The sequence below is a fragment of the Acinetobacter sp. 24-47-47 genome (genome assembly GCF_057737035.1).
Map to the genome: position 1 here is coordinate 103,646 of NZ_CM173216.1, position 13,636 is coordinate 117,281.

At 39.9% G+C, this 13,636-nt stretch carries 14 protein-coding genes and 2 tRNA genes; 12 read left to right on the forward strand and 4 right to left on the reverse strand.

All coding sequences use genetic code 11. From position 1 onward, the window contains the following. Nucleotides 1-7: 7 nt before the first annotated feature. Genes AC1M9E_RS00445 through galE form a run of 5 tightly spaced genes read left to right on the forward strand, consistent with a single transcriptional unit; the run spans nucleotide 8 to nucleotide 5,484 of the window. Nucleotides 8-628: a sugar transferase gene (locus AC1M9E_RS00445; RefSeq protein ID WP_488224915.1), complete on the forward strand. Its 621-nt coding sequence runs from the start codon at nucleotides 8-10 to the stop codon at nucleotides 626-628. 25 nt (nucleotides 629-653) lie between these two features. Next, complete coding sequence (gene galU, locus AC1M9E_RS00450; RefSeq protein WP_488224916.1) at nucleotides 654-1,529, forward strand: UTP--glucose-1-phosphate uridylyltransferase GalU; 876 nt, start codon at nucleotides 654-656, stop codon at nucleotides 1,527-1,529. 13 nt (nucleotides 1,530-1,542) lie between these two features. Next, entirely contained in the window at nucleotides 1,543-2,799 is a 1,257-nt protein-coding gene (locus tag AC1M9E_RS00455) for a nucleotide sugar dehydrogenase (protein ID WP_488224917.1), read from the forward strand. After that, on the forward strand, nucleotides 2,799-4,472 hold the full coding sequence (pgi, locus tag AC1M9E_RS00460; protein WP_488224918.1) for a glucose-6-phosphate isomerase: 1,674 nt from the start codon (nucleotides 2,799-2,801) through the stop codon (nucleotides 4,470-4,472). The genes AC1M9E_RS00455 and pgi overlap by 1 nt, the downstream gene beginning before the upstream one ends. Next, nucleotides 4,465-5,484, forward strand: coding sequence for a UDP-glucose 4-epimerase GalE (gene galE, locus AC1M9E_RS00465; protein ID WP_488224919.1), 1,020 nt, complete (start codon nucleotides 4,465-4,467; stop codon nucleotides 5,482-5,484). Before pgi ends, galE begins: the two co-directional genes overlap by 8 nt. Before the next feature lie 38 nt (nucleotides 5,485-5,522). Here galE and AC1M9E_RS00470 read toward each other — a convergent pair whose 3' ends face one another. The 3 genes from AC1M9E_RS00470 to AC1M9E_RS00480 all read right to left on the reverse strand — a co-directional run bounded on the left by AC1M9E_RS00470 (nucleotide 5,523) and on the right by AC1M9E_RS00480 (nucleotide 7,362). Next, nucleotides 5,523-6,893 (reverse strand): phosphohexomutase domain-containing protein, encoded by a 1,371-nt coding sequence (locus AC1M9E_RS00470; RefSeq protein WP_488224920.1) that lies wholly within the window; start codon nucleotides 6,891-6,893, stop codon nucleotides 5,523-5,525. A 273-nt stretch (nucleotides 6,894-7,166) separates the two neighbouring features. Beyond that, nucleotides 7,167-7,242 (reverse strand) — tRNA-Gly (locus tag AC1M9E_RS00475). Between the two features lie 47 nt (nucleotides 7,243-7,289). After that, nucleotides 7,290-7,362: transfer RNA gene (locus tag AC1M9E_RS00480), tRNA-Gly, on the reverse strand. Nucleotides 7,363-7,589: 227 nt separating this feature from the next. Here AC1M9E_RS00480 and AC1M9E_RS00485 point away from each other — a divergent pair. The 5 genes from AC1M9E_RS00485 (at nucleotide 7,590) to AC1M9E_RS00505 (ending at nucleotide 10,449) form a co-directional block, all read left to right on the forward strand. Then, a complete protein-coding gene (locus AC1M9E_RS00485) occupies nucleotides 7,590-7,898 on the forward strand; it encodes a BolA family protein (RefSeq protein ID WP_035268950.1) in 309 nt (102 codons plus the stop codon). Nucleotides 7,899-7,924: 26 nt separating this feature from the next. Then, nucleotides 7,925-8,317, forward strand: a complete 393-nt coding sequence (locus tag AC1M9E_RS00490) for a SirB2 family protein (protein WP_488224921.1) — start codon at nucleotides 7,925-7,927, stop codon at nucleotides 8,315-8,317. 79 nt (nucleotides 8,318-8,396) lie between these two features. After that, a complete protein-coding gene (locus AC1M9E_RS00495) occupies nucleotides 8,397-9,233 on the forward strand; it encodes a ParA family protein (RefSeq protein WP_488225189.1) in 837 nt (278 codons plus the stop codon). Between the two features lie 35 nt (nucleotides 9,234-9,268). After that, nucleotides 9,269-9,658: a hypothetical protein gene (locus AC1M9E_RS00500; protein WP_416224328.1), complete on the forward strand. Its 390-nt coding sequence runs from the start codon at nucleotides 9,269-9,271 to the stop codon at nucleotides 9,656-9,658. Nucleotides 9,659-9,858: 200 nt separating this feature from the next. Beyond that, nucleotides 9,859-10,449 carry a LysE family translocator gene (locus AC1M9E_RS00505; RefSeq protein ID WP_092767920.1) on the forward strand — a complete coding sequence of 197 codons (591 nt, stop codon included), beginning with the start codon at nucleotides 9,859-9,861 and terminating at the stop codon, nucleotides 10,447-10,449. A gap of 76 nt (nucleotides 10,450-10,525) precedes the next feature. Here AC1M9E_RS00505 and AC1M9E_RS00510 read toward each other — a convergent pair whose 3' ends face one another. Continuing rightward, nucleotides 10,526-11,173, reverse strand: coding sequence for a DedA family protein (locus AC1M9E_RS00510; protein ID WP_488224922.1), 648 nt, complete (start codon nucleotides 11,171-11,173; stop codon nucleotides 10,526-10,528). 198 nt (nucleotides 11,174-11,371) lie between these two features. Between AC1M9E_RS00510 and AC1M9E_RS00515 the strand changes: the two genes are divergently transcribed. Further along, complete coding sequence (locus AC1M9E_RS00515) at nucleotides 11,372-11,788, forward strand: DoxX family protein (RefSeq protein ID WP_481592180.1); 417 nt, start codon at nucleotides 11,372-11,374, stop codon at nucleotides 11,786-11,788. A 233-nt stretch (nucleotides 11,789-12,021) separates the two neighbouring features. Continuing rightward, nucleotides 12,022-13,590 carry a glutamine-hydrolyzing GMP synthase gene (gene guaA / locus AC1M9E_RS00520; RefSeq protein WP_481589363.1) on the forward strand — a complete coding sequence of 523 codons (1,569 nt, stop codon included), beginning with the start codon at nucleotides 12,022-12,024 and terminating at the stop codon, nucleotides 13,588-13,590. Nucleotides 13,591-13,636: the final 46 nt, after the last annotated feature.

A 13,636-nucleotide genomic window follows, 5' to 3' on the forward strand; every position in this document is an offset into this window, starting at 1 on the left:
CATTCGGATGAAAAGATTAATTGATGTTGTTATTGCTTTCGTAGCAATGATTTTGTTATCACCAATCTTTGTACTTGTTGCACTTAAAGTTCGTCAAAACTTAGGGTCGCCTATTTTCTTTCTTCAAGAAAGACCAGGTAAAGATGCCAAAATATTTAAAATGATTAAATTTCGATCTATGAAAGATGCTTTTGATAAAAATGGAAATCCTTTGCCTGATGAAGCAAGAATTACTCCATTCGGTCAAAAGTTACGTTCTACTACGTTAGATGAAATGCCCCAACTGATTAATGTGTTAAAGGGTGATATGAGTATTGTGGGGCCACGACCTCAGATGAAAGAGTTTTTAGATCACTATACGCCTGAGCAAATGCGTCGTCATGATGTTAAGCCTGGTATGACGGGTTTGGCGCAGGTAAGTGGACGAAATAATCTTTCATGGGAAGAAAAATTTGAACTCGATGTGCAGTATGTAGAAACTCAATCTATTTGGCTAGATTTTAAAATTATGATTAAAACAGTGAAGGTCATGATTACTAAAGAGGGTATTAATGCACCGAACCAAGAGGTCGGCGCTGCTCGTTTTTCAAGTCAAGACTCTTCTAATATCAAAACTGGTTCTAAGTAAAATTTAATTTATTAGCGTAATTTATATGATCAAAAAAGCGATTCTTCCCGTAGCTGGTCTTGGCACACGTTTTTTACCTGCGAGCAAATCGATTCCTAAGGAAATGGTCACTGTAGTTGACCGCCCTGCAATTGAATATGTAGTCAAAGAAGCGATTGCTGCGGGTATTGAACAAATTATTTTAGTCACACATGCTTCAAAAGCATCCATTGAAAACTACTTCGACCGTAGTTTTGAGCTGGAAACGACTTTAGAACAAAAAAAGAAATTTGATTTATTGAAAGAAATTACCGAAATTTTGCCCGCGCATGTGAGTGTGATCAGTGTGCGTCAGCCACAGCCTTTAGGTTTAGGGCATGCTGTGCTCTGTGCAAAAGATGTGGTAGGCGATGATGATTTTGCAGTGCTACTCCCAGATGTGTTAGTAAAAGATACAGCTGAAACCAATGACTTGAGTTTGATGATTCAGCGTTATAACGAATCAAAAGCATCACAAATTATGGTTGAAGCTGTCCCTGACCAGATGGTCGATCAATACGGTATTGTTGATGTTGCATCTACACCTGCTGAAGGTCAAAGTATTCAAATGCAAGGCATTGTAGAAAAGCCAGCGATTGGTACAGCACCATCAAATTTATCAGTCGTTGGTCGTTATATTTTGCCTGCAAAAATCATGCAATTGCTTGAGCAAACACCAAAAGGTGCGGGCAATGAAATCCAATTGACTGATGCTATCGCGATGTTACAACAAACCGATACAGTTGAAGCGTATCGTATGAAAGGTCAAACTTTTGACTGTGGTAGCAAGTTGGGCTATTTAAAAGCTGTGCTGCATTATGGAGTAGATCATCCAAAATTAGGTGAGGAATTTAAAGCGCTGATTAAAGATCTAAAATTATAAAAAAGAGACAGATATGAAAGTTGCAGTATTTGGACAGACGCTGTATGCAGGTGTTTTTGCAGGGTTAATGGCTGAAAGTGGTCATCAGGTCTTTTGGTGTGATGTTTTAAAAAAACCAACATCGGAGCAAGCCTATACCCAAGATGAAGCGGTTAAGCGTTTGCTTGAGCAACAGAAAGCTAATGGCTTTTTAAAATATTGCAACTTTTCCCATATTCCTTTAGATATCGATGCTTATTTTTTTAGTTTTAATCCTACTGAAGAGATTCAAGCAATTGAGATTTTAAAAGAATTAAAATCTCGACCCATGATTCATCCTAAACTGATGATGAATGCTTCAACTCTAGGATTGCATGGCACTGATAAATTTGCACGCATTTTATCGGAAGATGATTGGATATATTTACCTAATAGCATTCAAGAGGGTAATGCTTTACCAAGTTTGATACAGACCAAGCAGCTCATTGTAGGCACTTCATCTGAACGCGCACAAACCAAAATTAAAGAGTTACTTAGACCATTATTCCCACGTACACAGCAATATTTATTTATGCCTGTACTGGATGCGGAATTTACCAAACTGAGTATTTCTGGCATGTTGGCGACACGTATTAGTTATATTAATGACTTGGCGGTAGTAGCTGAAAAATTGGGGATTGATATTGAACAAGTGCGTCAAGGCATGGCAGCGGATAGCCGTATTGGCGCATCTTATTTATATCCAGGTGCAGGTTTTGGTGGGGAAAACTTCTCCCATGATATTTTGACATTGACTCAAACAGTATTAGGTACGGGTGCAAAGAGTCAACTACTGGCACAAGTCTGGGATATTAACGAACAACAAAAAGAAATTTTATTCCGCAAACTATGGAACTATTACCATGGCGATTTAAACGGCAAAACTGTTGCGATTTGGGGTGCTGCATTTAAGGAAAATACCGCGCGTATTCAGCAATCTCCGATTCATACCATGTTAAAAGCACTTTGGGCGCAAGGGGTCACGGTAAAGTTACATGATCCTCAAGCTTTGCCTGAAATTGAAAAAGTCTACGGGCATCGTCCCGATTTAATCTACTGCACAGATCAATATGACGCAGTCAAAGATACACATGCGCTGTGTTTGCTGACCGCTTGGAAACAATATTGGAGCCCAGATTATCCTGAATTATTAAAAACCATGTCCCATCCACTGATTTTGGATGGGCGAAATATTTACGATCCAAGTTATGTGAAAGCGCAAGGATTTGCTTATATGGGGGTAGGTCGCTAATGAGCAGTCATGCAAAACCTTATGCTGTTGAAGATCGTGCGACAGTCATACAACAATTAAACACATTGAAAGCTGAATTTGCGCAATTACATTTAACTGAGTTATTTGCCAAAGATGCCACACGCTTTGAAAAATTTTCAGTGGCTGTTTCACCGATCGTATTTGATTTTAGTAAACATCGTATTCATGCAGAGGTTTTAAGTCGTTTGGTCGCATGGGCAAATGCACAAGAGCTCACGCCTTGGATCAAACGTTTATTCTCCACAGAACAGATCAACTATACGGAAAACCGCGCGGCCATGCATTGGGCGCTACGCTTACCGAAACATGATCAGTCTCATCCTGAATTGGCAAAGCAAGTGCATGCACAGCTTGATCGGATGTATGCCTTGGTCAATAAAATTCATGCAGGTCAATACCGCGGTGCCACCGGTGAAGTGATTCAAGATGTCGTGAATATCGGTGTCGGAGGATCAGACCTAGGGCCACTCATGGTCAGTCATGCACTGTCTGATTTTAAGAAAATCACTGAAAAGCCACTCAATGTGCATTTTGTATCCACAATGGATGGCAGTCAGCTTTCAGATTTATTGCATAAGCTCCGTCCGGAAACGACACTTTTTATTATTTCATCAAAATCGTTTGGGACGATTGATACCTTATCCAATGCACAAACCGTGCGTCTATGGTTGGAAAAAGCTTTAGGTCAGGAAGCGCAAATTTTAAAACACCATTTTATTGGGGTTTCGACCAAACCTGAAAAAATGACCGCTTGGGGAATTGCACCTGAAAATCAACTGCTCCTTTGGGATTGGGTCGGTGGTCGTTACTCTTTATGGTCCTGTATTGGTTTGCCGATTGCTTTAACCGTGGGTGTGGATGGTTTTAAGCAATTGTTGGCAGGGGCGTATGCCATAGATCAGCATTTTCAAACAGCGCCGTTTACCGAAAATTTGCCTGTGCTGATGGGGTTGCTGGGTGCTTGGAATACGAATTTCTTAGATATTCAAACCCATGCGGTATTGCCTTATGACGGCCGTTTAAAATATTTTGCCTCTTATCTGCAACAATTAGAAATGGAATCGAATGGTAAGTCGATTCAACGAGATGGTCGAAAGGTTGAGCTAGACACCTGTCCGATTGTGTGGGGCGAAGTAGGGCCCAATGCCCAGCATGCCTTTTATCAGCTATTGCATCAAGGTACGCAGTCTGTCAGTTGTGATTTTATTGCACCAGTTAAGCGTTATAACGGGCAACAATTTACTTATATCGATAATGCAGATGCGTTAATCGAACAACATCATTTAGCATTATCAAATTGTTTGGCACAGTCTCGTTTATTGGCATTTGGTAATCAGGTATTGGATCAACATGAAGTTGTAGATTTACCTGCATATAAACAATATGCAGGTAATCAACCGAGCACAACCATTTTAATGCAAGAGCTGAATCCTTATAGTTTGGGTATGCTGATCGCCATGTATGAGCACAAAGTCTTTGTTCAATCCGTGCTTTGGAATATCAACCCATTTGATCAGTGGGGTGTTGAAAAAGGCAAAGAAATTGCTAATCAACTATTGCCGATTTTAAGTGGAGAACAAACAGATGTATCGAATCTTGATGCGTCGACACAAGGTTTAATACAAATATTGATGGGGAAAGACAATGCCTAAAGTATTAGTGACGGGTGGTGCAGGTTATATTGGTTCGCATACCTGTGTTGAATTGTTAAATGCAGGACATGAAGTTGTTGTTCTTGATAATTTATCGAATAGCTCACCAGAATCTTTGAGTCGAGTTCAAGCTTTAACGTCTAAATCTTTAGAATTTATCGAGGGTGATATTCTTGATCAAGAGATTTTGGATCAAATTTTCCAAAATCATCAGATTGACGCTGTGATTCATTTTGCTGGTTTAAAAGCTGTCGGGGAAAGTCAGCAAATCCCATTGAAGTATTTCGAGAATAATATTTCTGGCTCGATTAGCTTAGTCAAAGCCATGGAACGTGCCCAAGTCTTTAAGTTGGTCTTTAGTTCTTCTGCAACCGTTTATGATGAAGCCAATGTCTCTCCACTCAATGAAGAAATGCCAACAGGGATGCCAAGCAATAACTATGGTTATACCAAACTGATTGTTGAGCAGTTATTGCAGAAACTCGCGCAAGCAGATGCACGTTGGTCGATTGCTTTGCTGCGTTATTTCAACCCTGTCGGTGCGCACAAAAGTGGTCAAATTGGTGAAGATCCACAAGGCATTCCAAATAACTTAATGCCGTATGTAACCCAAGTAGCTGTGGGTCGTCGTGAAAAACTATCCATTTTTGGTCATGATTACGATACCGTCGATGGCACGGGTGTGCGTGACTATATCCATGTGGTGGATTTGGCTAATGCTCATTTATGCGCACTGGAAAATCGTTTAAATTCACAAGGCTGTCGTGCTTGGAATATTGGGACAGGCAATGGCTGTTCGGTGCTAGAAATAAAAAATACCTTTGAGAAAGTGAATGGTATTGAGATTCCTTTCGAATTTGCACCGCGTCGTGCAGGGGATGTCGCAACATCATTTGCAGATAATGCGCGTGCAGTTGCTGAATTGGGTTGGACGCCAAAATTTAATCTGGAAGATATGTTGGCGGACAGTTGGAATTGGCAAAAACAAAACCCAAATGGTTATCGTGAATAAAAAAAGGAGCGTTTGAAACGCTCCTTTTTTATAAGATTTTAAGCCTGAATCAGTTGAGTGAGCTCATCGACATAAGCTTGCATCGGCTTCGGATTTTTGTCTTTACGGCTTTCAATATTTAAACGGAGTAACGGCTCTGTATTTGAAGCACGTACATTTAAACGCCATGCACCAAAATCCAAGCTGACGCCATCCGTTTCATCAATCGCTGGATTTTGATTTGCGAAATGATTAAAGATGTTCTGAATGGTTTCTTTTGTATCCGCAACTTTAAAGTTAATCTCGCCAGAACATGGGAATTTTTCAATCATTTCCTCAACCAGAGCAGAGAGTGGTTTTGCCTTTTCAGAGACAACCGAGATTGCCAATAACCATGGAATCATGCCACTGTCGCAATAGGCAAAATCACGGAAGTAGTGGTGCGCTGACATCTCACCACCATACACTGCATTGTGTTCACGCATTTTATCTTTAATGAAGGAATGGCCAGATTTCGATTGCACAGCTTCGCCTTGATATTGTTCAACGATATCGAAGGTATTCCACACCAAGCGCGGATCATGCACAATTTTTTCACCTTTTTGTTTCAGTAAAAAGGCTTGTGCCAAGAGACCGACGATGTAATACCCTTCAATAAATTGACCTTTTTCATCAAAAAGGAAACAACGATCAAAGTCACCATCCCAAGCGATGCCCATGTCAGCATGATGTTGCAGTACAGCATTGGAGGTACTTGCACGGTTTTCGACTAAGATGGGGTTGGGAATACCATTTGGGAAGTTGCCATCTGCTTCATGGTGAATTTTGATGAATTCAACTGGAATATTCAGGGTTTTAAATTTTTCTTCGATCGCATCGATCACATGACCTGCAGCACCATTCCCCGCATTGACCACGAGTTTTAAAGGTTTGATTTTTGTAGGGTCAATATAGGTCATCAAATGATCAATAAATTCGGGCAAGATATTATAATGCTGAGTTGTACCTTTGATTTCGACTGCTTTGAACTGATTTTTTTCAGCAAGAAGTTGGATATCATTTAAACCCGAGTCTGCACCAATCGGACGAGCATTTTCGCGTACAAGCTTCATGCCGTTATAGTCCATTGGGTTATGGCTGGCTGTTATTTCGATCCCGCCTTGCACATCAAGATGGAATGCACCGAAATAAACTTCCTCAGTCCCCGTCATGCCTAAATCTAAAACATCAACGCCGGCATCATTTAGACCACGAATGGTAGCTTGTTTTAGGTCTTCACTGGTTAAGCGAACATCACATCCAACCACTACTTTTTGAGGTTGATAAATTTCGCCATAAGCACGTCCAACACGGTATGCGATATCTTCATTGAGTTCTGTACCCAATTTTCCGCGGATATCATAGGCTTTGAAACAGGTTAATTTTTCCATGTTAAGGTTCTAATCTATTGAGCAAATTGAATACGAAAATTATAGCGATTTTATGTAAGTCAGGCATGGGCTGAGATGAAAAATTACATTTAAATTCAGTGGATTAATTTACTTTATGATCCTTATTTTTGATTGTAAATAAAGCAGTGCTCATAAGTGGATGAATTTTTTTAGAAAAAGTGCAGTAAAAGTTTATTGATTATAAAAAATTGAATTTATAAAAAATTTTAATAATAAAAAAAGCCCTGATCAATATCAGGGCTTTTTTGAATCTGGAGCGGGAAAGGAGACTCGAACTCCCGACCCCAACCTTGGCAAGGTTATGCTCTACCAACTGAGCTATTCCCGCGGAGTCTATCAATTTTTTAAATGAAAAAACTGAATGAAAAAATTTTGAGCGGGAAAGGAGACTCGAACTCCCGACCCCAACCTTGGCAAGGTTATGCTCTACCAACTGAGCTATTCCCGCATGCCGTGTATAATACAGCATGAAAAATCAGGGTCAACAACTTTATAAAAAAATATCGTGTGATTGAATAAAATTAAAGCATTTCAATGTATTTCGCTTAATTTTTGATAGGTCTTAAGCTCAACATCAAAGCGCATCTATCCAATGGCTGTGTGGTTTATTTACTTTTTATTCTAAAACTTCACGGTATACTGCTGGCAACCAATGAATGCGTGTGGAATGTAAGCATGACTTTAGAGCAACAATTAATTGAACGTTTACAACAATTGTCTCCTGTGCACTTGGACGTGGTGAATGAGTCATCAGGTCATGGTGGCTATTTCCCTGGTAAAGAATCGCATTTTAAAGTCACTGTTGTGAGTGAAGTGTTTCAAGGCTTACGTTTAGTTCAACGCCATCAAAAAGTATATGCACTGGCGGGTGACCTATTGAGTCCAGGAAAGATTCATGCTTTGGCGATTCATGCTTATGTGCCAACTGAATGGACTGGTCAAGCGCCAAATAGTCCTGAATGTGCACATGCACCGAAAGCTTAAATTTTAAAAGTAGGAGAGTGGCTGCAATGGATACACACTTAGTCATTAAAATCGTGCATATGTCGAGTTTGCTCTTGTTGATCATTGCTGTATTAGCACGTGCGACAACTTTATATTTTGGCGTCGAAAATCAACAACCCAATGCGAAAGGACGTAAGGCTTATGTTGCGCTTCAACATTTGGCATTTACTTTGGTCATTGGGACAGGCTTGATTTTATTGTTTTTGAATAATTTTCAAGTTCAGCCTTGGTTCTATGCCAAAGTGGTCTTGGTGATCGTGATGTTATCTTCATTAATTAAAGCCTATCGCCAAGATGCGTCTGTATTGTTAATTCAACGTCGTGCGGGGGTGCTGATTAGTTGTGTCGCATTTATGGCCATTATTGGCATCGTGATGATTAAGCCAACTTTTGGTTAATTGTTAGACACAATTGCTTAGGCTCTCACCCCTCTAGGTTAAACTTGATTCATAGAATGAATTGAGCCTAGAGGGAATGATGCGTACACGTGTGGTGTTTAATCAAAAAGGTGGCGTTGGTAAATCCAGTATTACAGTAAACTTGGCTGCACTCAGTGCACATCAGGGTTTTAAGACGCTTGTCATTGATCTCGATCCTCAGGCCAATTCTAGTCAGTATCTATTGGGTGATGATGCGACTTATAATGCCGATAAACCAGCACTAGAACCCAATATTGAAAATTTTTTCGAAGATGTATTGGCGAATCAATCGAGCAAAGGTTTGATTGGTCAAGCCATTGGAAATTTACTCAAAAATAAAAATAAAGGCTTAGAAGCCTATATACATCACTCACCATTCCCATCTCTCGATGTTTTGCCGGCAAGTCCCTCGCTTGGTGCTTTAGAGCATAGCCTCGAATCCAAACATAAAATCTATAAGCTACGTGACGCGATTCAGCATCTAGCTGGAACTTATGATCGGATCTATATCGATACACCGCCTGCATTTAATTTTTTTACGTTGTCGGCATTAATTGCAGCAGACCGAGTGTTGATTCCATTCGATTGTGATGTCTTTTCTAAGCGTGCCTTAAACACGTTGATTGAAAACATTATAGAAACCCAAGATGATCATAATGATCGATTGGAAATTGAAGGTATCGTCGTTAACCAGTTTCAAGCGCAAGCAAAACTTCCTCGTGAAGTGGTTCAGCAGCTCAGAGATGAACAACTACCTGTACTCAATGCGATGTTGCCACCGTCGGTATTGATGAAAGAATCTCATCATAAAAATAAGCCGTTAATCTATTTAAATACAGATCATAAATTGACGCAAGCCTACCAATCATTGTTCAATGAAATCGAGAATAAATAAGATTTGAGAAGAGTATGAACTCACGCGCGATGAAAATGGTCATGCAACTTAGTGCAGTCGGTACGGTTGCTGTATTGATGACTGCTTGTGCGACGACGGTTAAACCGAGTTATGTTTCTCCGACGCAATATCAAGCATTGAACTGTGTACAACTTGGTGCTGAATTCAATCGTATTCAGCAGTACATCAATAATGGTGTACAACCGCCTAAACGTACAGGTGTTGGCGTTGGTCTAGGTGTTGGTGGTGGCTGGGGTCGTGGCGGTTGGGGCTTTGGTCCTTCAGTTTCCGTCAATATGGGGCAGTCATCGAATACCAAAAATACTGAATTGTCGCGATTATATGGTGAGCAAGATGCGATCTCACAAGCGGCAACTTTTAAAAATTGTCCTTATGTCCCTAAACGTCAACAGCAAGCTCAGTAATTTAAAAGGGCTGCTCAATCTGAGCTTGAGCAGCTTTTTTTTTAGCAAAATGTTTCAATATAAATTTATTAAAATCAATATTTTATAAAATTATTAACTGAAAATAGACGTGACATTCATCATTCCTTCACTTTAAAAACTTGTCTTTAAATTCGTTTTTCGTTTAAGGTGTGCCTCCTCTAAATCTCCGATTTTAATCTATGGTAGAAAGTTGGCTTTATATTTTTGCAGTGTTCGCGGTATTACTTATTCCCGGTCCAACCAATGCATTATTGGCTAGCGCAGCACATCACCATGGCGTATTAAAAGCATTCTATTTCGTACCTCTTGAATTACTGGGTTATATCTACGGCATTAGTATTTGGGCACTGTTGGTGCATTTAACCCTACCAATTTGGCCGATGCTGATTCATATCTTACATTTGGTGAGTGCAGTTTATGTGATTTGGATGGCTTTTCATTTATGGAAAGCTTCACATCTTAAGCAATTGAGCCAAAAAAACATTCGAATGAGTCGCAGTCATCTTTTTAAATCTACACTGAAAAATCCAAAATCTATTTTGTTTGCAGTTGGTATTTTTCCAGCATGGACTTGGGATTCTTTTCAAAACTATTTTTTAGTTTTGGGTGTATTCACCTTATGTTTAATTCCATGTGCTTTATTTTGGATGTATTTTGGTCGTAAAGTCTTGGCAGGGAATCAGACGGTGGTCAGCGCAGATCGCTTATACAAAGGTTCTGCCATGTTACTTATGCTCAGTATGTTGCCTGTCATTATTGGATTTTTCTAAGCCATTCAATATTTTGTAGTAATAAAAAAAAGCAGATTCTTGGTGGAGAATCTGCTTTTTTTGAAGCCTAAGATCATTACATCATTTCGGGATTTTTCTTTGGGAAAAACTTGTGGCGAATAAAGCCAATGATCCCCGGCAATACGCTCAGAATAATGATTCCGAAAATTAAATGGGTGAAATTATCTTTCACGATCGGCATATTACCGAACAAATAACCCAAAGTGATAAACGAAGAAATCCACAAGAAAGCACCAACGACATTATAAGTAATGAAGTATTTATAATTCATGCTTCCTGCACCAGCGACAAAGGGTGCAAATGTACGCGCGAATGGAACAAAACGCGCAAAAATAATGGTTTTACCGCCGTGTTTTTCGAAGAATTTTTGCGTATAGACCAAATGTTTTTTATTGATAAATCGAGATTCAATTTCAAAAACGCGTGGTCCGATATATTTTCCAATATGATAATTTAAGGTATCACCCAATACTGCTGCCGTGAATAACAACAAGCCCAAAAGCCACGGATCCATTGCACCTGTTGAGGCTGCTAAAGCACCTGCTGCAAACAGTAAACTGTCCCCGGGTAGAAAAGGCATGACCACCAAGCCCGTTTCTACGAAAATAATCAGGAATAAAATTCCGTAAATCCAAATGCCATAATTGGTAATAAATTCAAGTAGATGATCATCTACATGCAGAATAAAATCGATTAAATCCATGAGGGGTGAACTGAGCAAAAATGTGTTCAAATGCTAACAGCCATCGGCGCTGATGTCAGTAGTCAATTGATTTAAATTATAGGTGAATTATTGTTCTGATTATGCAACGCTGATTCTTTATATTGATTATTTATCCTAAAAATAAAAGCTACTAATCTAAGGTCATTACCAAAAACAAAACCTAGATAGGTCAACCCAATGTTTAATCCAAATCAAGTGATTCAAAAAATTGTTGCTCAACCCACAGTGCATGCAACTTTAACCCTCGTCGCACGTGTCCTTTTAGCATATATCTTTATCGTGGCGGGGTGGGGCAAACTCGCAGGTTATAGCGCGACTGTTGGATATATGGAAGCGATGGGTGTGCCAGGTGCATTATTGCCAATAACCATTTTGGTTGAACTGGGTGGAGGCTTAGCACTGTTGTTTGGGGTGCAAGCACGATTATTCGCAGCAGCTTTAGCTGGTTTCAGTTTAGTTACCGCATTTCTTTTTCATGGTACACCTGAAGATTCGATACATTTCATGAAAAACTTTGCTATGGCGGGTGGTCTAATCTTTCTCGTATTGCATGGTGCAGGTCAATGGAGTGTCGATCAGCGTTTTGAAAAATAAATGACGAATAGCCAATGCAGGTGAAATGACAGCGTTATTCACCTGCTGCATCATGATCTGAATGGAACTCCAAGGCTTGTATGATCAAAGCAATCAACTGAAATTGTTGAATAAAAAGACAATATTTAATAATAATGTATTGAAATATAGAGAGATTTGAATAGTGTGCGTAAGCTTAATAAAAATGATAGAATAGCGCGCTAATCCTTCGTTAGCCTTTCATAGTTGTTATCATGACTACCAATACTCAAATTACCGAAGATCGTATCCTGATTTTGGATTTCGGCTCTCAATATAGCCAATTGATCGCACGTCGTGTACGTGAATCAGGCGTATATTCTGAAATGTATGCTTTTGATATGTCGGAAGAGGACATCCGCGCATTTAATCCAAAAGGGATTATTCTTTCAGGTGGTCCTGAGAGTGTTCACGTTGAAGGCAGCCCACGTGCGCCAGAAGTTGTGTTTAACTTAGGCGTACCAGTATTGGGTATTTGTTACGGTTTACAAACGATGTCTGCTCAGTTGGGCGGTAAAGTTGAACCGGGTACAGTTCATGAGTTTGGCTATGCTGAAGTCGATATTAAAGTACGTGATGCTTTAATTGGCGATCTTGAAGATTCAGCAGACAAATTGAAAGTATGGATGAGTCATGGCGATAAAGTGACTCAAATTCCAGAAGGTTTCCAAATTACTGCAAGTACACCAAGCTGCCCAGTGGCAATGGTGTCTGACGAAGCTCGTCGTTTCTACGGTATCCAGTTCCACCCTGAAGTAACCCATACTGCTAAAGGTAAAGAGTTACTTGAGAACTTTGTACAAAAGATCTGTGGTTGCCGTAGCCTATGGAACTCTGAAAACATCATTGATTTGCGTGTTGAACAATTACGTGAACAGATTGGTGATCAGAAGGTTCTTCTTGGTCTTTCAGGTGGTGTAGATTCATCTGTTGTGGCTGCATTGCTTCACAAAGCAATTGGCGATCAATTGACATGTGTATTCGTTGACAATGGTCTTCTTCGTTTAAATGAAGGGGATCAAGTGATGGAAATGTTTGCGAAAAACATGGGTATCCGTGTGATTCGTGCTGATGCTGAACAACGTTTCCTTGACGCTTTGGCAGGTGAAGTTGATCCTGAAGCAAAACGTAAAATCATTGGTCGTGAGTTCATTGAAGTATTTGCTGAAGAAGCACGTAAGCTTGATGGCGTGAACTTCCTTGCGCAAGGTACGATTTATCCTGATGTGATTGAATCTGCTGCAAGCAAACAAGGTAAAGCACATGTGATTAAATCACACCATAACGTGGGTGGTTTACCCGAAGATCTCGCTTTTGAATTGGTTGAGCCAATTCGTGATTTATTTAAAGATGAAGTACGTCGTTTGGGTACAACTTTAGGTTTACCATTTGAGATGCTTTATCGTCACCCATTCCCAGGACCAGGTCTTGGTGTTCGTATCTTGGGTGAAGTGAAGAAAGAGTATGCTGACATTCTTCGTTTAGCTGATGATATTTTCATGCAAGAACTTCGTGCAAGTGGTTGGTATGACAAAACTGCACAAGCATTCGCTGTATTCCAACCAGTGAAATCTGTGGGTGTAGTCGGTGATGGTCGTCGTTATGCATGGGTGATTGCACTTCGTGCGGTTGAAACAGTTGACTTTATGACGGCTCGTTTTGCGCATCTTCCTTATGATCTTGTTGATAAAATTTCGACGCGTATCATGAACGAGATTGCAGAAGTTTCACGTGTTGTTTATGACGTATCGTCTAAACCACCTGCTACGATTGAATGGGAATAATTTCCTGACGGAAATTATTTAAAAAAGGACGCAATTGCGTCCTTTT